General features: G+C 43.8%; 14 protein-coding genes. 8 read left to right on the top strand and 6 right to left on the bottom strand.

Annotation, left to right across the window (positions count from 1 at the left end; all coding sequences use genetic code 11):
- Window positions 1-21 precede the first annotated feature (21 nt).
- Window positions 22-657: a DedA family protein gene (locus tag RDV52_RS11125; RefSeq protein ID WP_004365435.1), complete on the top strand. Its 636-nt coding sequence runs from the start codon at window positions 22-24 to the stop codon at window positions 655-657.
- A gap of 709 nt (window positions 658-1,366) precedes the next feature.
- On the opposite strand, the gene tig is transcribed toward RDV52_RS11125, so the two are convergent.
- The 5 genes from tig to RDV52_RS11100 form a co-directional block, all read right to left on the bottom strand.
- Window positions 1,367-2,809: a trigger factor gene (gene tig, locus RDV52_RS11120; protein ID WP_004365442.1), complete on the bottom strand. Its 1,443-nt coding sequence runs from the start codon at window positions 2,807-2,809 to the stop codon at window positions 1,367-1,369.
- 263 nt (window positions 2,810-3,072) lie between these two features.
- The gene (locus RDV52_RS11115) at window positions 3,073-4,740 is read right to left on the bottom strand and encodes a formate--tetrahydrofolate ligase (RefSeq protein ID WP_004365444.1); all 1,668 of its coding nucleotides are present in this window, start codon (window positions 4,738-4,740) and stop codon (window positions 3,073-3,075) included.
- 641 nt (window positions 4,741-5,381) lie between these two features.
- Window positions 5,382-6,401, bottom strand: a complete 1,020-nt coding sequence (locus RDV52_RS11110; RefSeq protein WP_004365448.1) for a S41 family peptidase — start codon at window positions 6,399-6,401, stop codon at window positions 5,382-5,384.
- Entirely contained in the window at window positions 6,401-7,219 is an 819-nt protein-coding gene (locus tag RDV52_RS11105; protein ID WP_004365451.1) for a DUF3316 domain-containing protein, read from the bottom strand. Before RDV52_RS11105 ends, RDV52_RS11110 begins: the two co-directional genes overlap by 1 nt.
- 7 nt (window positions 7,220-7,226) lie before the next feature.
- Entirely contained in the window at window positions 7,227-10,064 is a 2,838-nt protein-coding gene (locus RDV52_RS11100; protein ID WP_004365453.1) for a DNA gyrase/topoisomerase IV subunit A, read from the bottom strand.
- Between the two features lie 443 nt (window positions 10,065-10,507).
- Between RDV52_RS11100 and RDV52_RS11095 the strand changes: the two genes are divergently transcribed.
- From RDV52_RS11095 to RDV52_RS11075, 5 genes are all read left to right on the top strand, one after another.
- On the top strand, window positions 10,508-10,681 hold the full coding sequence (locus RDV52_RS11095; protein WP_169310176.1) for a hypothetical protein: 174 nt from the start codon (window positions 10,508-10,510) through the stop codon (window positions 10,679-10,681).
- A 319-nt stretch (window positions 10,682-11,000) separates the two neighbouring features.
- Window positions 11,001-12,620: a BACON domain-containing protein gene (locus RDV52_RS11090; protein WP_004365460.1), complete on the top strand. Its 1,620-nt coding sequence runs from the start codon at window positions 11,001-11,003 to the stop codon at window positions 12,618-12,620.
- 35 nt (window positions 12,621-12,655) lie between these two features.
- Window positions 12,656-14,260 (top strand): BACON domain-containing protein, encoded by a 1,605-nt coding sequence (locus RDV52_RS11085; protein ID WP_040556695.1) that lies wholly within the window; start codon window positions 12,656-12,658, stop codon window positions 14,258-14,260.
- A 17-nt stretch (window positions 14,261-14,277) separates the two neighbouring features.
- Window positions 14,278-17,040 (top strand): S8 family serine peptidase, encoded by a 2,763-nt coding sequence (locus tag RDV52_RS11080; RefSeq protein WP_004365462.1) that lies wholly within the window; start codon window positions 14,278-14,280, stop codon window positions 17,038-17,040.
- An 11-nt stretch (window positions 17,041-17,051) separates the two neighbouring features.
- Window positions 17,052-18,005 (top strand): PorV/PorQ family protein, encoded by a 954-nt coding sequence (locus RDV52_RS11075; protein WP_004365463.1) that lies wholly within the window; start codon window positions 17,052-17,054, stop codon window positions 18,003-18,005.
- Between the two features lie 40 nt (window positions 18,006-18,045).
- Here the strand turns inward: RDV52_RS11075 and RDV52_RS11070 are convergent, their stop codons facing one another.
- Window positions 18,046-18,249: a hypothetical protein gene (locus tag RDV52_RS11070; RefSeq protein ID WP_147278303.1), complete on the bottom strand. Its 204-nt coding sequence runs from the start codon at window positions 18,247-18,249 to the stop codon at window positions 18,046-18,048.
- Between the two features lie 68 nt (window positions 18,250-18,317).
- Between RDV52_RS11070 and RDV52_RS11065 the strand changes: the two genes are divergently transcribed.
- The gene (locus tag RDV52_RS11065; RefSeq protein ID WP_004363359.1) at window positions 18,318-19,880 is read left to right on the top strand and encodes a hypothetical protein; all 1,563 of its coding nucleotides are present in this window, start codon (window positions 18,318-18,320) and stop codon (window positions 19,878-19,880) included.
- Window positions 19,881-20,025: 145 nt separating this feature from the next.
- Entirely contained in the window at window positions 20,026-21,195 is a 1,170-nt protein-coding gene (locus tag RDV52_RS11060; protein WP_004365464.1) for a sensor histidine kinase, read from the top strand.
- Window positions 21,196-21,247: the final 52 nt, after the last annotated feature.

Genomic DNA, 21,247 nt, shown 5'->3' with positions numbered 1-21,247 from the left:
TATTAAAAGAAATATTTTAAAATGCATTGGTTTTCGTCTCTCTTAGACACACTTAATTATTGGACAATCTTCCTCGGTATGTATATCGAAGGAACAGTTATCCCTTTCCCTTCCGAACTCATCGTTTCTCCCGCTGCCTATCACGCTGCGGCAGGGCATCTTAACGTGTTCTGGGTGGTTATAATTGCCACATTGGGCGCAGTTGCAGGTTCAACAACCAACTATATCGCGGCTTATTACCTTGGCAGGCCTATTGTGTACCGCTTTGCCAACAGTAAATTGGGGCACCTTTGCCTGCTGAACGAAGACAAAGTAAAGGCTGGAGAGAAGTATTTCTACGACCATGGTGTTATAGCAACCCTTACAGGGCGACTTATTCCCGGTATCCGACAAATCATTTCGATACCTGCGGGCTTGTCGAAAATGACTTTTTGGAAGTTCATTTTTTATACCGCTATCGGTTCAGGACTGTGGAACTGCGTGCTTGCAACACTTGGTTGGTATCTCCATTCTGTAGTTCCCGAAAATCAGCTCACTGTAAAAATAGAGGAATATAACGACTATATCAAGGACGGTATCCTGATAGTTGTAGCTTTAGTCGTTGTTTATTTTGTGATTAGAACCTACATTAAGAAAGCAAAAGCAGACAAAAAGTAGAATAGAAAGCGAGTGTATCACAGGTTTAATCCAATGCACTCGCTTTTCATGGTGGCTTTGTCTCTTGTCCTCTGTTTTCGAATTAGATGCCTTTCCTATTCTATTTTTTTAGGTCAGAATAATTAATTCATAGATGTTTGTTTGCGAAATCGTTTCCCCTTCATCTGATTGCGATAGACGCTAAAGACAATTTTTGCTTTGTAAAGAATATTCTGTTTAAAAGCAGCAACTGTATTTCTGCGTTGCAATATCGGCTGTTTTATAATGTAAAACCAATGCTTTCACAACACAAATACATTCCTATCACTTTTAAATTAAATTATCTTTGCTTGAATGAAGGTTGTTTTGTTTTACTTAAATTATGGGTGCCATATAATTGCTATTGACCACGAAGTAGTGTCAGAACCGTGATAAAATTACGCCCTTATCTGTAATGCAAATTATAGAATTTATGTTTTGCGTATTGAATATACTTTCTGTTTCTGACTTTAGCAATAAAAAAAGAAAATTATTTTCTGAAATAAAATTCTGCTGAACCTGCGTTTCTATTATTTAAAAGACTGGGCAATACTCTGTAAAACATAAAAAAGCAATATCCTTTCCAACAGCTTTCTTGTTTGAAAGTTTGTGGAAAGGATATTGCTTTTATTATTCTATACCCATTATTTGCTGTGCAGGGCACAAGCGTTAATGGTTTGTAGGCATTGGCTTACTTTTCTTCCTTTTCAGCTTTGTCAGCCTTTTTGGTTCTCTTTGCCTTTGCTGGCTTTTCTGCTGCAGCCTCTTCTGCAGGCATCATGAGCTTGTTGAATTCGTCGAGAGAAACAGACTTCTTCTTCAACTTGACAATAGATTTCAATGCAACAGAGAGCTTACGGTCGAGTGCAGCCTCAATGAATGAGTCGATGTTCTCGTGCTTCTTCATCATTTCCTCAACGTAGTTGTTCACGTATTCGTCAGGAACGTTGTTCATGCCGTATTGTGCAAACTGTGCACGCGCCATCTGTGCAGCACTTTCGCGTATGTCGGTGTCTTCAACCTTAACGTTGTTAGCCTTTGCTATTTGGTCTCTGACGAGGTGCCACTTAAGTTCCTTGATGCTTGCCTCGTAGTTCTTCTCTACAAATTCAGCACCTTTGTCTTTGTTGTTGGCAAGCATGATGCGTTTCAACAGCGCGTCTGGAAATTGCAAGTCGCCCACTTTCTTCTCTGCATAAGCACGTACATCTATCATAAACTGGTAGTCAGAGTCTCTTTCGAGCTGCTTGCTTACACCTTCAGCAATGGCAGCACGGAATGCAGCCTCGTCGTTGATGTTTGCGTCCGGACCGTAAACGCTGTCCCAAAGCTCCTTATTGTTCTCTGCATTTACGAAGCGAGTAATTTCAGTAATCTGATATGAGAAGTTGCCGGTATGTTTTTCAACCTCCTTACGGTCGATTTTCAACAATGAAGCAATCTCTATGTCATTTTCGGGATAGGCCTTGCGTGGGTTGAAAGTGATAATATCGCCCAGCTTACTGCCATCGAAAAGTTTTCTTTGGTCTTCTACCTTAATATATTGAGGCATCATTACAGCACCTTCCACGGTGATACCACCTTCGAGTGTATTGCCTTTTTCATCGAGTTCACGAAGGTCTCCCTTGAGCATATCACGCTTTTCGGGGTCGAATTCTTCCGTCTTGTCGTAATGTCCTGCACGGTTTGCGAACATTTCCACCTGCTTGTCAATGAGCTTGTCGTCTACCTTTATATCGTAGTAGTCAATAGTATCCTTACTTGTAAGTTCGATATTGAATTCCGGTGCAATAGCGATGTCGAACTTAAAAGTATAGGGAGCCGGCTTTTCAAGCTCTACTGCTTCTTGTGTTTCAGAAGCCATAGGTTGTCCGAGCATATGTATTTTGTTGTCTACAATATATTTCTGAAGATTTTCACCCAAGATTTTATTAATGGCATCCATCTTTACTTGTGGACCAACTTGGCGTTTCAGCAACCCCATTGGCACTTGTCCCGGACGGAAACCTGGAATATTTGCACGCTTGCGATAGTCTTTGAGTGCCTTCTCAACTTCTTCCTTGTAATCTGCTTCTTCGACAACAATGGTCAAAAGACCATTCAGTTTGTCGGGATTTTCAAATGAAATTTTCATCTTTGAAGTATTATATATTTATTATTTAATTATCAATTGTTGAGTTTTAGAGGTGGAATGATAAGGCTTTCACCCACTTTAAGTCGCAAAGTTACTTAAATTTTACCTAACTACATAATATATATATAGAAAAAAAACATTTTTAATAAATAGCCTTATTTATTTGTCTTTGTAACCAATTGTATATTGGTGAGATTGTAAAACAGCAAAAAGCCTCGAAAAACATCAACGTTCTCCGAGGCTCGCAAGTTATGGATAATGCTTTATGACAAGCCTTCTATTACGCCATTCACTACGTGGATATTCTCTGCCTGTGGCTTTTTCGGCAAACCAGGCATACGCATTATGGTACCGGCGATGGCTACAATCATGCCTGCGCCGGCGTTGATGACGAAGTCGCGAATGGTAATGGTGAAGTCGGTTGGTACTCCGTAAGCCTTCGCATCTTCAGAAAACGAGTACTGTGTCTTGGCAATACATACGGGGAAGTTCTCGAAACCGAGTTCCTTAATGCGCTGCAAGTCTCGTTTAGCAGCAGGGCGCAGCACCACTTTTCCAGCTCCGTAAATCTTTTTAGCTATCTTTTCAACCTTTGTAACAATGTCGTCGTTCTCTTCGTAAACGAAGTTCAGCGGTGCAGATGGTTTCTTTTCGATGGTATCGACTACCAGATGTGCTAATTCTTCTGCACCTTTTCCACCTTCGCCAAAGGCTGTGTTGATGGCGAAGCCTACACCCTGAGCCTCGCAATGTTCTTTTACGAGTGCCAATTCTTCGTCGGTGTCGGTGGCAAAGCGGTTCAAGCAGACCACAACGGTTTGTCCGAATGCCTTCAAGTTGGCGATGTGCTTGTCCAAGTTCGGAAGACCTGCCTTCAAGCCTTCTACGTTTGGCTTGCTGATTTCTGCAACATCGATACCGCCGTGCATCTTCAAAGCCTGTGCAGTAGCAACGAGAACTGTAAGTACAGGAGATATTCCTGCCTTGCGACACTTAATGTCCAAGAACTTCTCTGCGCCCAAATCGGCACCGAAACCAGCCTCCGTAATACAGTAATCAGAGCAGCTCATAGCCATCTTGGTTGCCAAAATGCTGTTACAACCGTGTGCGATGTTGGCAAATGGACCGCCGTGTATGAACGCCGGTGTATTTTCGATGGTCTGCACGAGGTTCGGGTTGATGGCTTCATGCAGGAGAGCAACGATAGAACCTGTAACATTCAGGTCGCGCAAGTAGAGCGGCTTGTTTTCAAGCGTGATGCCAAGAATAATGTTATCAAGGCGACGGTACAAGTCTTCTTCGTCAGAAGCCAAGCAGAGAATAGCCATAATCTCTGATGCCGGTGTGATGTCGAACCCACTTTCGCTAAGCAAACCATCGGTACGACCACCCAAACCCGTGATAATGGTGCGCAGGTTGCGGTCGTTTACGTCTAAAACGCGACGCCACCATATTTCCTTCATACCGAAACCATCGTCCTGATGCTGGTACAGATAGTTGTCCAACAGGGCTGAAATCATATTGTTAGCCGAAGTAATGGCATGAAAATCGCCTGTGAAATGTAGGTTTATCTTCTCCATTGGCAGCACTTGTGCATAGCCACCACCTGCAGCTCCCCCCTTCATACCGAAGCATGGACCGAGCGAAGGCTCGCGAAGAGCTGGTATTGCATTCTTGCCGATGCGGTTCATACCCAATGCCAAGCCTACACTGACGGTTGTTTTGCCGATACCTGCCTTTGTTGGAGTAATGGCAGTAACAAGAATCAGCTTCGACTTCTTTACCTTTTCCTCGTCGATAAGTCGGTAAGGAACTTTAGCAATGTGCTTGCCAAATGGTTCAATCTCGTCCGTTGGGATATTTGCCTTCTTTGCAATACTATCAATTAATTCAAGTTTTGCCTCGTGAGCAATCTCAAAATCTGTTTTCATTTGTTCGTTCTTCGTTTTTAAAATTATTAGTGTTAACTGCTTATAGTTAGTTGTTATTTGTTGCCAAAAGTATGAATTTTATAGCTTACTACCAACTTTTTACCCATGTTTTTGTACAAAAAAATACATAATAGCACATTTTTAGAACATTGTGCAACGGTATTGCAAACTGTAGATAGCAATATAGCAGACTATAGGGAAATAACAACGGCTTTGTTGTGGTGGCTTCGGACACTTACCACAGACTTGTCCACACTAATGAAAAGACACACAAACTTATTCAAAAAGCATTGAAACAAGACTGTAGAGATTTAGCAGGAACGATTCATTTCAGGAGCGAAAAGAAAGCCGTAAGGCTGTAAATATTTTGTCATAACATATTTCTTGTATAACCTGCCTAATACCAATGCGTTATAAGACTCATTGTTTTGCATTGCAAAAGTGTAGGTTTTATACGGCAATAGCATAGGTTTTACAAAGCGAAACAACCGCTTTTAGAATGCAAAAACGCAGCTATCACTTTTTAATAAAATTATCTTTACAAAGTCAAACATATTTTCAGCGGCCGTCTCAAGCAAGAAAAGGAAAATCAATATCCCAAAAGAGTATTGACGGTTCCGTAAAAGCAGCTTACCTTATTATTATATAAGGTGGCGCGCAAACTCTATGATGGTGTCTTTGCCACGATGAAAATCTTCGGAAGTAAGGTCTACCTTATAGTCTGGGTCTATGCCAAATTCGGTCATTTGCTTGTCCTTGTCGTACATCGGACAAGCTGAAAAGCGCACCGACCAGCCATTGGGAAGCTCGGCAGAGAAAGGCAATCCTGCTCCTCCGCCAGTGCGGTCGCCCACCGTCTTCACATTCGGGAAGCAGCGCATATACTTTACAAACTCGTTGGCAGCCGAGAAAACGCTGCGGTTGGTCAGTACGAACACAGGCTTTTGCCAACGTATGCCCTTCCCAGGCTTTAAGATTTGCTGCTTCAATGGTGAAAAATCGTTGTGCCCTTTCCCCGTTTTGTGTTGCATATAGCCTACAAGTACCGACTTGTTGGTGAACCTTGCAGCCAGTTCCTCCGCATTGTTAAGCGCACCTCCGCCATTGTTTCGCACATCTATGATAAGGGCTCTGCACGGTTGGAAGTAGAGAAGAATGTCGTTGAGGTTGCCCGCTCCTATTCCACGTTGGAAACTTTCGCAACGCAAATAGCCAATGTTGTCGTCGAGAATGGTATAGTCCAATCCGCTCGCTATCAAGTAATCGGTTTTCAAGTATTTACGCAAGAGCGAGTCGGAATAGTTCTGCGGATAGTCTTCGCGCCACGACCAATAGCGTGCAGCATTGAAAGAGGTGTATAGATTCACGTGTCCGTCTTTCAGTTCGGACAGCATATTTGCCATAACTTCAAACTGTTGGCGTTCTGTCATCGAGTTGTCGAACTGCTTTAAGTACTTGTTTCGCACCGCATTCCAGTCTATTCCTTTCTGCTCAAAGAAGCAATAGTGCTCGTCGAGTATCTTCCAAAGTGCCTCGGCATTGCCCTGAACGGTGTTCGGGTATTCGTCGTTGGTAACGCAAGACGAGAGGAACGACATTATAAATAATGTGTATGCAAGCACAAAAGCTGTGTGGCGGAAGGGGCGTTTATACTTTTTCATTACGGAATAATCTTTGAAATAGAGAACTTTCGCACGATGCCTAACACAAGAAGGTTGCTCCACGTGTGGTATTTCAAACCGTTTACGCGTGCTTGCTGAAAGTCGCCCAGATAGCCAAGGCGCAACGTGGTGTGGTGCAAAGTAAAATCGAGGGTAAGCATTTGCCGAAGTGAGGGAGTGGAAACAAGGGTGGTGGGCACGATGTTGTGGTCGTAGTCGCCCTTTGAAAATATTTCGTAGTAACTTTGTCCGAAGTTCGGTGCAAACATCAAACCTACGAGTGGAGCTTGCACTTCGTATCGAACTTGGAAGGGTCTGCCCCACAAACGGAACGCATAGGCAGCCGAAGCTGATGGCGACAGGTTCACGTTCAGATACGCTTGTGCAGGGTTGTTGCCATTGCGCATATTGTATAGAAAGCCTATGTTGGCATCAATGCCGCCGCCAACCGTTGCTGCGAGTGTGCCATTGCCCACAGTCCATTTGCCAAAAGCGTAGTGCAGGTTGTATTGAAAGTTATACAGTCCGCCTATATTGTTGTTTTTCTCCGAAGCGTTGTGCGTGTACGACAGGTGTGCCTGGTGGATAATCTCACGCAAGAGTGGCGTTCCATTCTCTCGTAGCGTATGCGATACGTAGCGAATTTCGCCTCCGGTATATTCGCTTGGTGTGAGATAGGTGTCTAATTGATTAACGTGCCCAATGCCAACAAGCTGCGCATTGGTAATGATTTTACCAGAACGCAACGTGTCTTGAGCATCAGCAGCAACACCGTACAGCAACAATGGAAAGACAAGGAGTATTTTCTTCAACACCATAATAACTTTAATTGTCAGAGAATTGTAGACTCAACTGTTGTTCTCCACCGTTGTCTTCCTTCGGTTTTTCAGTCTTTGTGACAGGTTCCGACGGTGCTTGTGCTCCGGGTTCAGCTTGCTTTGCAGGCTGTTCCTCTATCGTTTCGGCTTCCGTAGGTTCTACTGTTTCGATTTCTTCAGCCTCTTCCGATTCTGGGAAACGAATGGGCTCGAGTTGTTTAATCTTGCTTACTTTGAAGGTTGTAAGACGTTTGCCCTTTGCCTTGAAACCTTTTACGCCCACAAACTCTTCGGCATCTATCACTTCCGTGCCACGTGCTGCATCGCTTCCGCCGTACGTTATCTCTGCACGAGGGTAGGCATCGTCGGTCAGGAATACGAGTTTGGACTTCGGATTGTCGCCAATCACACTCTGATGGCGTGTCGAATTTTCCATACAGAAACGCTTTAAGTATGGATAACCGTTGTTGTCGGCATCGTAAACCACCGCTGTCCATGGCTTTTCAGGGTCGAATTTCTCGATGCGGAAGATGTTGTCTTCGTAGTGATTGGCAGCATCGAAGTTGGTAGTGTAGAACTCTCCATTGTCGAGAACTACAAGAATGGTGTCCTTATCGTTAAATTCGCCCAACAAACGACCCTGCTCTTCGTAGTTGATACGATTGACATCGGCGTCGAACCACACCTTTCTGCCACCCAAGGTAGATACTCCGTGTGCTTTTAAAGATACACGGTCTACGGTTTCTTTCGTAAGCAACACGCCACGTGCAGTCTTCGATTTGATAAGCACATTAGAGAAATCGCGCTCGAAATAGCGCATCAACCGTGCCCTGCCAGGTTGGTCTTTCAGTATAATCTTGATGGTTTCGGCTTCTCCGTTCGGGTTTGCCGTAAAGTAAAACACTCTCGAACCCGGTTTTCCTTGCGTAAGGTCGTAATCCCTGTCGCGGGTAATGGAAACCACATTGAAACGCTTTATGTAGTAAGGACCTTTTTCGCCGTCGCGATAAACCGCATTGTAAATGGTACGGCGGTCGTTGCGCTTGAACACTTGCACGTGCATAACGCCCTTGCCAACAAACACCTTGTCGGCAATATGAATGATGCGATACTTGCCGTCGCGGAAGAAAACGATAACGTCGTCAAGGTCAGAACAGTTCTGAACGAACTCTGCTTTCTTCAAGTCGGTGCCTATGAAGCCGCCCTTTCGGTCGATGTATAGCTTCTCGTTGGCGTCTACTACCTTTGCAGCAACAATGGTATCGAAACTCTTTATCTCCGTGCGGCGTGGGTAGTCCTTGCCGTACTTTGCCTTCAAATGCTTGAACCATTCGATGGTTACACGTACCATTTCGCTGAGGTCCTTGTCTATTTCGGCTATCTCGGCTTCTATCTTTTGGATTAATTCGTCGGCTTTGTCCTTGTTGAATTTAAGAATGCGCTGCATCTTTATCTCGAGCAAGCGGAGTATGTCCTCGCGTTTCACTTCACGAATGAAGTCCTTTTTAAAAGGTTCCAGCTTGGAATCGACGAAAGCAACCACCTCGTCCATTGTTTTAGAAGTCTCGAACTTCTGTTCCTTATAGATGCGCTCCTCTATGAATATGCGCTCTAATGAGTTGAAGAAGAGCTGTTCTTCCAACTCGCCCTTCCTTATTTCGAGTTCCCTGCGCAACAGTGCTTGCGTGTGGTCTACCGAGTGTTTCAGTACGTCAGAAACGGTCAGGAACTGCGGTTTGTTATCGGCAATGACACAACAGTTGGGCGAAATGGAAATCTCGCAGTCGGTAAAGGCGTACAAAGCGTCCATTGTCTTGTCGCTCGAAGTGCCTGGTGTCAGGTGTAATTGTATCTCCACTTCCGACGCCGTCATATCTTCTACCTTGCGTATCTTTATTTTTCCCTTTTCAACAGCTTTGGTAATCGACTCTTGAAGCGAACTTGCAGTCTTGGTGAAAGGTATTTCGCGAATGACAAGCGTCTTGTTGTCAATCTTCTCAACCTTGGCACGTACCTTCAAGGAACCGCCACGTTGTCCGTCGTTGTACTTTGAAATGTCGATGCTGCCGCCTGTTGGGAAGTCTGGATAAAGCTCAAACTTCTTTCCGCGCAGATAGCTTACGGCGGCATCGCATATCTCTGCCATATTGTGCGGAAGGATTTTAGACGACAATCCAACAGCTATACCCTCCGCACCTTGCGCCAACAGCAATGGAAATTTGGCAGGTAGGGTAACGGGTTCTTTGTTTCTGCCATCGTAAGATTGCTGCCATTCGGTGGTTTTGGGGTTGAAAATGGTCTCCAATGCAAACTTAGAAAGACGCGATTCGATGTATCGGGGAGCCGCAGCACGGTCGCCAGTGAAGATGTTTCCCCAGTTTCCTTGCGTGTCGATGAGCAGGTCTTTCTGTCCCATTTGCACGAGGGCATCGCAGATAGAAGCATCGCCGTGTGGGTGAAACTGCATCGTATGGCCTGCAATATTGGCTACTTTGTTGTACCGTCCGTCGTCCATTCGCTTCATAGAGTGGAGAATACGGCGTTGAACAGGCTTCAATCCGTCGTCGATATGGGGCACGGCACGTTCCAAGATTACATAACTTGCGTAATCCAAGAACCAGTTTTTATACATTCCCGATAGGTGCTTGACAGCCGAAGCATCGAATCTGTCGGTTGGAACATAGTCGTTTCGCAACTCGTCCGCTTCGTTTTCGTCCGTCATTTCTGCATCGGCAAACACTTCCTCATCGCTTTCTGTGTCTGCCATATTGCCGTCATTACCCGTTGTTTCTTCGTCCAATGGGCTTTCCTCCCCATTGTTTTCAATTATCTTGTCGTCGTCCATAAACAGTTGGATTGTATCTATTTTTGAGGCTCAAAGGTACGAAGAAAACTCGAACCATGCAAATTCGTATTTTGAAGCGCACGTCTATGCAATACAAAAGAGAGCAGAATATGTCGCTCCTTAATCTTGTCTATTCGTAGAACCCAAACTTTTTGCATCACAAAAGAGCATCTTTCGCAACGTCAAAACGCAATTATCGTTTTTAAGAGAATTATCTTCACAAAATGAAGGAGATTTATCGAAAATATGACTTAACTGTCCCGAAAGAGAAACTACTCCTCTACTCAATTTTATACTTCCTCCCTTATCGGTACTACTGACGTATCATCATTATTGAGTATTTTTTTTATAGGCAGTAAATATATGCAGATAAACTTGGTTATTCCGTTAAAAACAGATAAGTTTGCAGCGGAAATGATAATTAGACAAAAAATAAATAAGCTATGAGAATTAGTCAAACAGCAACCTTGTTGCTTGGCACTAAAAACTCAAGTGCACAGAAAAAGAAGAGAGAGGATAATGCTAAATCTCACTTTACGGCTACAAAAGCAAACCCCATTCCCCTGTTTGTTCCGTCAAAAGCCACATTGGGGCAACGCTGTACGCATATTCTATAAACAAAAAGGCCATTGTAAAAGATATGACAACACAGATATGGTTAATGATTAGCAATACAAACAAAATACTGTTAAATAACAAAATGCAAGAGAAATATCGTATAATAAAAGTTAAATCTTTAGCTTATTTTAAGCGTTACGCTTGTTTTTATCCTCATTTATTATTATATTTGTAATGTTAAGTCTAAATAAAAGCTAAAGAATGTTACGATTTTAATTTATAAAATTCGTATATTATGTACACAAGTTACTAAGCTTTTTCAAAATATTATTCTAACTGTTAATTATTAATTTTTTATCAAATAAAACTTCGAAGAGTATGGATTTAAAAAAGACAATCGTTCCCTTGTTTTTGAGTGGAATACTTCTTTGCCTGTTTTCATGCGCAAAGGAAGACGAATTTGAGCTACCAACACTGGTTCTTTCAGAAAACAATGTAACTTTTAGCAAAGGGGCTGATGAAAGAGGCATCAGTGTAACAACCAACCAAAGTAACTGGATAGCCTCATCTCCTCAGGAGGGAGATTGGCTATCGTTGATGCAGGAGGGTAACATTCTGAAAGTAAAGGTTACTGAAAACAAGATGGGCGTCAAGCGTACAAGCCACATCGTAGTGAATGCCAATGGGGCTACGGGGAAGGTAGAAGTAAGACAAAGCGCAGCTGACGTGGTGTTTGACGTTATGCCAACAGCTATCTATCTTCCCCAGATGGGCGGAGAAAAGATCGTTGATGTTACGACCAATTCAACGTCTTACGAAATTACGACCAGCGAAGAAGTAGGTTGGCTCAAGATATTCAAACATGATGAAGACATAAAATTGGTGGCTGAACGCAACGATACCTACCAAAAGCGCGAGGTAAAACTATACGCAAAGAGCGGCAGCGAGACTCGTGAAATCACCGTATCACAGTCGGGCATACAACGTTATATCCTCCCTATCAACCCTGGTATGCCACAAGATGTCCATAAAATAATGGAATTTGAACTCGGACGTGGCAGCTATCTGCGTGAATATCAGTCTGCAATGCCTGCTTACGGACTTGAGGAAATGTACACTTTCATTACCCCCTCTCCCATATTTACATTGATACAGTATTGCAGCCCTGACGGCGTTGCACCTTCACAGATTATTACTATCGGCGACGGAGTCAATGCTGTAGAAGCTGTCAAAGACAAAGCATTCGATAAATTCCTCACCGACAATGGGTATGTACGCAGCAATTCCGAATCAGACAGAGAGTACACGAATGAGAAAGAATTGATGTCATTGAAGGTTTACATATCTGAGAAGCCAGGTAACCAAGGTGTAAACCTTACATTTAAGCCAATTACGAAACAGATTGGAGAATACAAGACTTTCGACAAACTGCCTTACTATCCGCTTGATCTCTTGCAAAAAGCAAACGTGAAGGTACCTGAAATAGAGCAATTCGAGAAGAAAGCAGGAAGCAAGGAAGAAGAACGCACTTATAATGAATATAAGAAATCGGAAGTATCACAGCTACAATATATGCTGAAAGAAAATGCAGACCCAACTGCTGCCTATGGTCGTATCCATATTTTCTATACAACAGATAAGGACGGGAAAGCGCCGGAAAAACTTGGAAGCGTACAGATTGGAGCACTTCTCTTCAAAGATACCAATCTTGGCTTGTGGAAGTATGGAAACAAATGGATTGTTACGAAAGAGTTCCAGAAGAAGCTTGGGGAAGAGGGATTTTCTTTCCTTCGTTCTGCAAACAACACTCACTTCTTTGCACGCGAACGCGACCATCTACTCATTGCTGTTACATGCGTAGTAGACAACAACGTCCCTGTGCTCGCACTACTTTACAACTACGACGAGTCAGCATTCGGTACAGGGAGCAAAGCCATGAAGGCTCAAGAGAAAATGATAAGAAACTTCATGAAGGCAAAGAAAGTGTTGAAGTTTTAATTAAGTGGTTATACCTTATTTAACTCTTATTCGATATGCGCATAATAAATTTATATAAGCTGCTTCGATACTCATCTGTATGCCTGCTATTAGCAATGGTGGCAGGCTGTGCAGAAAGTGTCGATTTCGAACAACCGCAGCTAAGTGTCTCTGAAAAGGAGATAAAGTTTACTAATCAGATTAGTGAGAAGACCATTACCGTGAACACGAACTGCAAGGAATGGATTGCAACAACTCCCAAACAGTGGGTACACCTCACCCAAAACGGAAATGAGATTATTGTAAAAGCAGACGCTAACACGAGTGGAATAGCAAGAAACAGTTACATTCTCGTAGACGGTGGTTTGGCTGTTGAAAAGATAATGGTAAATCAAAGTGCTGCTGACCTTTCGTTGGACATTGCCAATGGTGAAATTATTCTGCCACAAGCAGGAGGCACAACCACTGTGGACATTAATTTGGAAAGCAGTATGTACGAAATGGTTCAGAGCGAGAAGCCTGATTGGTTGCAGATTATCAAGAAGAAGAATGCTTTGAAGTTCATTTCCAAGACAAATCACAGTGCAATGGAAAGAAGCATAAAGCTTACAATATCAAGTGCAGGAAAGAACAGTGAGGTTGTTGTTAAGCAACCGGGAGTGGCTACTTTTATATTAGCATGCAACCCCGGCACTCCTTTCAGTCTTTATAAGATGATGGACTTTGAGTACCGTCGTGGAAGCATTCTTACAGAGTATGGTGCCCCAGATCCACAAGGTGGACTGTACGAAGAAAGCTATGTCTTCAGGACATCATCGCCTTTATTCAAGGAAGTATTCTATGTTCACGACACACAATACTTTATGCCTACTCGTATCTTCACACGTTCACTGACCAGGGAAGGTGTCGAATCTGTGAAAACGCAGGCTTTCCAAGACTTCGTAAAAGCCAATGGGTATGAAAGAGATGCAAAGGATCCTAACCACTACGTCAACCAGAAAGAGCTTATGACAATGGACGTAGACATTCTGGAAAGCAACAACAGTGTCGTATTGTTCTTTTACCAGATGCACATTCAAGACCATGATTATGAAACATTCAAGAGTCTTAACCTTGGTCCACTTTATCTTCTGAATAAAACTGATAAGAAAGTCAGTGCAGTAGAAGAATATGAAAAAGAGCAGAACAGTGAAGAAGTTAAACGACAGGTCTCTAAGAATAGGGAAATTGAAGCTATCGTCTATAAGACAAAAGACCCCATATTGGTAACTCGCACATACTTCTTCTACACTCGTGGTGGAGATTTTCCAGCCCCACAAGAAATGGTTGGAAGTGTTGAGCAGTACAGTCTAAGCTTCAGCCAACCAAACTTAGGTATATGGCAACACGGCAAAGAATGGTTTGTAACTCGTGAGTTCGACAAGTTGCTTACTTCAAATAACTTTGAGTTTGTAGGCTATAATGGCAAACATCATGTCTATGCCCGTCGCTCTGATTATCTGACATTGGCTATTTCGGGTGAAAAGTTTGCCGATGTAAATGATGGACAGCCAGTAATGCAAATCAGCGTACTTTACAAACCGAATGTCTTTGCTGAAAGCAAGCAAGAGACATTGGCAAAGGTTGAGAGTATGCTCAACAAACACAATCCAAGGAAATAATATTGAAAGGAATAGTAATGAAAAAATCTATTATATATTTATTTGTGTGTGCTATCTTTGGTATGATGCTCACAACATCGTGTCAAGATAGCTTGGATTTGGACGCAACCAATTCCAATACACGCAATGTTACCATTGATAAAGACCTTTTTGCGGTAAAAGGTCGCATTAATGTAAAGTTGGCGAAAGGCACTAACTATGCCATACCAAGTTCTCCTAATGGAGATGTAGAGATGCAGAGTGTACCTTCGGCAATGGCTTCAGCAATGAAATTCTCGGGTGCCTATAGAATGGAAAGAGTTTTCAAGCCTGCGGGAATCTATGAAGCACGGACAGTAGCAGAGGGACTCGACCGTTGGTACACCATCTATTTCGATGAAAGTAAAGATGTTTCAGCTGTATTACAACAGTTCAACAAAGTAAACGGAATAGAATACGCAGAACGTGTTCTGCCCATTGCACGTCCAAAAGTTACAGTAAAGCCCTATAATGGTCCAAGTGCGAGCGCAGAAATGAAAGGTGCTGCAGGTGTCTTTAACGACCCATATCTGTCAAAGCAATGGCATTATTACAACGATGGCTCAGTAAGTGCACACGCAAAGAAAGGAGCTGACTGTAATGTAAAGCCTGTATGGGAAAAGTACACGGCAGGTAAGAGCAATGTTATTGTTGCCATTGTCGATGGCGGTATTGATATTACCCACGAAGATTTGGTGGATAACCTCTACATAAACGAAAAGGAAAAGAACGGCCAACCAAATGTTGATGATGACGGTAACGGATTTGTAGACGACGTTTACGGTTACAACTTCGTAACGGCAGACGGTGTTGTCGGAGGCAAAATCGAACCTGACGACGACGGACACGGCACACACGTTGCTGGTACTGTTGGTGCACGCAATAACAACGGGAAGGGTGTTGCAGGAGTAGCAGGCGGCGACGGAACTGCAGGCAGCGGTGTACGACTTATGAGTTGCCAGATTTTCAGAAAGAAGAACGAACAAGGCGATGCAGCAGCTGCCATTAAATATGCAGCTGACAATGGAGCTGTCATCTGTCAGAATTCTTGGGGGTATTCATCAACAGCTGATGTTACTGAAATGCCCAAATTACTGAAAGAAGCTATCGACTATTTCATCAAGATGGCAGGTTGCGATGCTACGGGGCAGCAACGGGCAGACTCTCCGATGAAGGGCGGTGTTGTTATATTTGCTGCAGGCAACGAGAACAAAGAGTTTTCTGCTTATCCAGCTTGCTATGCCCCTACTGTTTCTGTTTCTGCTATGGCTTGGGACTTCACCAAGGCAAGTTATAGTAACTTTGCTAAATGGATTACCATAATGGCACCGGGCGGAGACCAAGAAACCTTCGGAACAGAAGGCGGTGTCTTAAGTACTATGCCGAAGACCAAAGTTGCTTCGGGTTATGGCTATCTACAAGGAACGTCAATGGCTTGTCCGCATGTTTCAGGTATTGCAGCACTTATTGCGTCGTATTTCGGAAAGCAAGGTTTTACCAATGAAGAACTGAAGTCGCGTTTGATTACCGCATACAGACCTTTCAACATTGACGAAATAAATCCAATATATAAGGGAAAGTTGGGTAAAGGATATATCGATGCTGAAGCAGCCTTCGAATCTGATACGAAGATTGCTCCGGAGAAAGTTGGGACATTGACCCTTACGCCAGACTTTGTAGACATCACTGCTGAATGGAGCATTGCAAAAGATGAAGATAAGACCGCAGCATTCTATCGATTATACATCAGTCCCAACGAACTGACTGCTGATAATCTCAAGAATATGAACTACCAGGAAATAAATGGTGTGGGGCACAATTTAGGCGAAACGCTTAAGTTTACTTTCGACAATCTTAAAGATAACAAGACGTACAGTGTCGCCGTAGTAGCTGTAGACCGTTGGGGCAACCTCTCAGAACCTGCTATTCAAAAATGTACAACGAAACTCAACCATGCTCCGGAAGTTACCGATTTCCCAGAAGGAGTTATCGAATTGAACAACAACGACCGAAAGACTTTCAGCTTCAAAGTTACCGACCCTGACGGACACGAATGGGATTTAAAGACTACCGGCGAAACCAAAGGTGTATCGTACACAGTAAATAAATCAACTGTAAATGTTACCATTGTCCCCGTCCTCGAAGCAGGCAGCCACACCTGCACATTTGTTTTCTCAGACGACTTAGGTGCAAAATCGCAGAAGAGTTTTACATTCAAGATACTCAAGTATATGCCTCCGAAATTGGAGAAGCCGTTCGACAACTATATAATAGGGTTAGATGAAGGTGCTGTGAACATTCCTTTGAAGGGACATTATACGAACAGTGGCAGCAATCCGCTTTCTTACAAAGCCAATGTTTCAAACAACAGCATTGCCGCAGCTGACATCAGCAACGATGTTCTTCAGCTAAAGCCATTGACAAAGGGTATAACCCGCATTAGCATTCTTGCATCAGATGGACACCAAACCTCTTCTGAAGGTTCCTTCCAAATCCGTGTCGTTGCAAGAAAGTCGGCTCCGGTCTATGCTGTTTATCCAGTTCCTGTAAAAAGAGATATTAACGCTCTGCTCAACCCCGAAGTAAAACAAGCAGAGTTTGTTATCAGTTCCACAGTAGGAGAACGAGTAATGAAAGCCACTGTAACTCCAGACAAGAACAATGTTGCTACACTGAACCTTGCCAAACTGCATTCAGGAACCTACAAACTTACCGTGCATACAAGCAAGGGCGATTACACTCAAATGTTCATTAAACGATAATTACAACGAGTATGAAGTCAAAACACATCATCATGATTGCTTGTGCAGCACTTTTCGGTGCTACGCGGACTAACGCCCAAGGGCAGACCCTTCCAATATTAACTGCAAATACCGATGCCAGAACAGCTGCCATGGGCAATGCATCGGTAGCTGCCGAGGGAATGTATCTATACAACAGTCCCTCTGCTCTCTTCGGTGTGGATAAGAAGTTTACGACAGATGCTTCTGCTTCCATATACGAAAAGGAAGAAGGTGTTGAAGGTACATTCGGACTATACACAGCCACTGTGGGATATAAGTTTGCCAAGCGACACGCAGCATTTGCCGGTTTCCGCTATGCAGGTGGATTAAAAGTCAAAGGGTTCAATATGCTCGGGGAACCAACCAAAGACTACAAGCCCTACGACTGGACCATCGACTTTGGTTATGCATATATGATAGGCAAAGGCTTTTCAGTCTATGCAACGGGAAGTATTATTTTCAGCCACCTCTCAAAAAATGCCAATGGTGGCGCATTTACTGTAGGAGCTTCCTATCAGAACAACGATATGACGGTAGCAAACAAGTCTGCAAACTTCATGGTAGACGCCAAAGTTGCAGCAATAGGTCCTAAACTTGATTACGGCAATGGCTACAAGGTTTCAATGCCCACACACGTTGCAGTAGGCGGAGCATTATCGGTTGATATGGCAGACAAGCACCAAGTCGGTGCAGCCGTGTCTGCACGATACTTCTTCCAGCCATCAGAAACCAAGGTATTCATGGCTGGCGGAGGACTCGAATACACCTATAATAATATGGTGTCGGTGCGGGCAGGCTACGAGTATGGCGACCACAACCTCAGCCACTTTACCATGGGTGCAGGCATTAAGTATCGCGGACTACGCCTTAACGGAGGTTATATGCTGAAGACAGTTGATGCCGGAAGCAGCTATTGCACCGTTGGCATCGGATATGATTTCTAAAACAACGTGAGTTTAACGAATTTATCAGCGTGCAGTTCATTCATGCTTCAAGCATCAGGGCGCAGAGTTTCGTGGCATCAGAACAGCTGTGTTTATCGTAACCCCGTAGCGGCGATTGTCGTAACCCCGAAGCGACGATTGCCGTAACCCCGAAGCGACGATTGCCGTAACCCCGAAGCGATGATTGCCGTAACTCCGAAGCGATTTTAACAGCTGTTGAGAAGACGATTCGTGTCAGACTCACACCTCTTTAAATTCATCGACTCACATTAAAAATATGGACAGATTATTTATCATTTAAAGTATAGAATTATGAGAAAGACTTTATTTTCTATTTGTGCATTAGCACTGAGCCTTACGGCTTCAGCACAGATAGTAGACACACCAAAAGGAAAGCTGATTGATAATATGTATCGCAGCAGCGACTCTTGGGTAAAGAAAGGCTGGACTGGCACAGAACCTGGTACATACGAAGGTTTGGTTTCTAAAATTGTGGAAGGCGATGATGGTTGCCTTTACATTTACAATCCTCTTTCAGGACTCGACAGTAAGTCGTGGCTGAAATTAGACAAGGTCGGCGACGGAAAGTACAAGGCAACTTTGCCTCAAGTAATCTACAAAGACAACAACGGGGGCGACGACGATGAAGAATCGGGCAGCACAGAGCGCATATTCAAGCTTAACCGCATGGCAATCAAAGACAACAACCAGTACGAAGTAGTTGCAGCAAACAAGAACTATATGGAGTTCACTTGGGACGGAAAGACCCTTAAGATGTTAGGAGCAGGTTCCAAGAACGAAATATTGGGAATGGTATACAACAAAGATACATGGGATAGCCAATATGGCGACTGGGCTGTTACTATCCAGACCTTCGGCGACAAGCTTGTTACACCTCCTGCCTCTGCCGTCAAGAAACAGTACACGCTTACTTGCAAGGGAGAAACATCTCCACGCATCATAGAGGCGGCAATCGACGGCAACGACATTTACCTGAAAGGAATTTCGAAAAGCCAGAAACTTGCCAATATTTGGGTGAAGCTCACAAAGGACGGCAACAAGGCTGTCATGCCGACAAACCAGTATCTTGGCAAAGCCGTAAAAGGCGATTTCTTAAAGTATTCGAACGACAAGGCTGAATATCACGCTTTCGCAGCAGCCTACAACGATGCTGCAACCATTGCCGGAAAGCTCGAATTTAGCATCAATAGCACAACCGGTGCGCTCACCAACGACAAGATACTCAAGATTGTAATGGGCAGGAGCAGCGAGAAGAATGTCCCGAAAGAAGACCTCGAAAGTCTTGAGAACTTGGTTCTGACTCCATACCAACAGAAGGCTGCCAAGCCGGAAACTCCAAAGTTACACTACTGTTCAGCCGTTGAGAGCTACGACTATTCTACGACCACCATTACATTGGCTTTCTATGTAAAGAACGCAGATGTCGATGGCAACTATCTCGACCCCAACAAGATGTACTACAATGTTTACATTAACAACAACACCGAACCTTTCAAGTTCACCAAAGACATATTCTTCTATATTGATAACGATATGATTAACATTCCTTTCAACTATCAAGACAAGAAGAATGAAGACATTAAGATAGCAGACGACCAGCGCATCTTGCACTTCTACGACTCTTCCATAAAGAAGATTTCGGTAGTGATGGTATACGAGGAAGATGGCAAGAAATATTCAAGCGACCCGATGACTGCGGAAGTTGTCTATGCAGGTATCGAGAATGCCACCGTCAACGACAACGCCACCGAGACGTACTACTCAGTAGATGGCTACAGACTCCAGCACTTGCAGAAAGGTCTGAACATCGTGAAGTCATCTGACGGAACAACCAAGAAGGTTTTCGTTAAGTGATGACTTGCTTCTAATTCAGTAATCATTAAATTTACACTACAAGGGCGTACCTTAATTTCAGGTGCGCCCTTATTGTTTTCATACGTGCCAAAGAGGGCACAACGACATACAATAAAATCGAATTTCAGTCGTTTATATAGGCGTTATGCAATGGACAGACAGAATAAGGCAGGTAAAGATAATTCTTGTTGTGGCAGCAATTGCAATTGCAGTTGTCTCGTTGGTAGCATCGAATATCCTTACGAAAGATTTAGCCCGGCAGGAACGCACCAAGATGGAAGTGTGGGCAGAGGCGATGCGCGCATTGAGCCAAGCCGACGAAAATACCGACCTTGCATTGGTTCTGAAAGTGCTCAACGACAACAATACCATTCCCGTCGTGGTGCTCGACAGCGATGGAAACGTAACCGACTTCCGCAACGTCGCTATCAATGCCAAGAACTACAAGGATAGCTTGCAGTATGTGTCGGCTATGGGAAAACGCCTGAAAGCCAACAAGCAAGACATAAGAATACAACTTTCCGACGCTTCAAACGAATACATCGACGTCTGTTACGACGACTCGCTCATGCTGAAACGCCTTGCATTCTATCCATACGTGCAGTTGGGTGTGGTAATGCTTTTCGTCGTAGTGGCTATTTTTGCCCTCCTCACATCGAAGCGTGCAGAGCAAAACAAGGTCTGGGTAGGTCTTAGCAAGGAAACAGCCCACCAGTTGGGCACCCCCATTTCGTCGCTTATGGCGTGGACTACCATATTGAAGGAAACCTATCCCGACGACGACTTGCTGCCCGAAATGGACAAAGACGTGAAGCGGTTGCAGCTCATTGCCGACCGTTTCTCAAAGATTGGCTCGCTGCCCGAAGCCGTTCCGGAAAGTCTGAGCGAAGTGCTCGACCATGTTATCGACTATATGGACCGTCGCACATCGAAGAAAATCCAGCTGATAAAAGTATTTCCTGCCGACGATATAATTATCCGCCTCAATGCTTCGCTATTCGAATGGGTGATAGAAAACCTTTGTAAAAATGCGGTCGATGCCATGGGCGGAGAGTCGGGAACTATTACGCTACGTGTAGAAACCGTTGGCGAACGTGTTGTAGTAGAGGTCAGCGACACGGGCAAAGGCATTAGGAAGAAAGACCTGCGCAACGTTTTCCGTCCTGGATTCACTACCAAGAGCCGTGGCTGGGGCTTAGGTTTAAGTCTTGCCAAACGCATTGTGGAAGAATACCACAATGGTAAAATCTTTGTGAAAAGTTCCGAATTGGGCAAGGGAACCACATTCAGAATAGAACTGAAATCAAGCAAATAGCTCTCTGTTATTCGCTTGTTTTTTAGACTTGTTGTCTACGTAATAAGCAAAC

This window comes from Prevotella nigrescens (assembly GCF_031191185.1).
Taxonomy (GTDB): Bacteria; Bacteroidota; Bacteroidia; order Bacteroidales; family Bacteroidaceae; genus Prevotella; species Prevotella nigrescens.
Note: the sequence above shows the minus strand (reverse complement) of the source record. Positions and strands in the feature narration are given on the sequence as shown.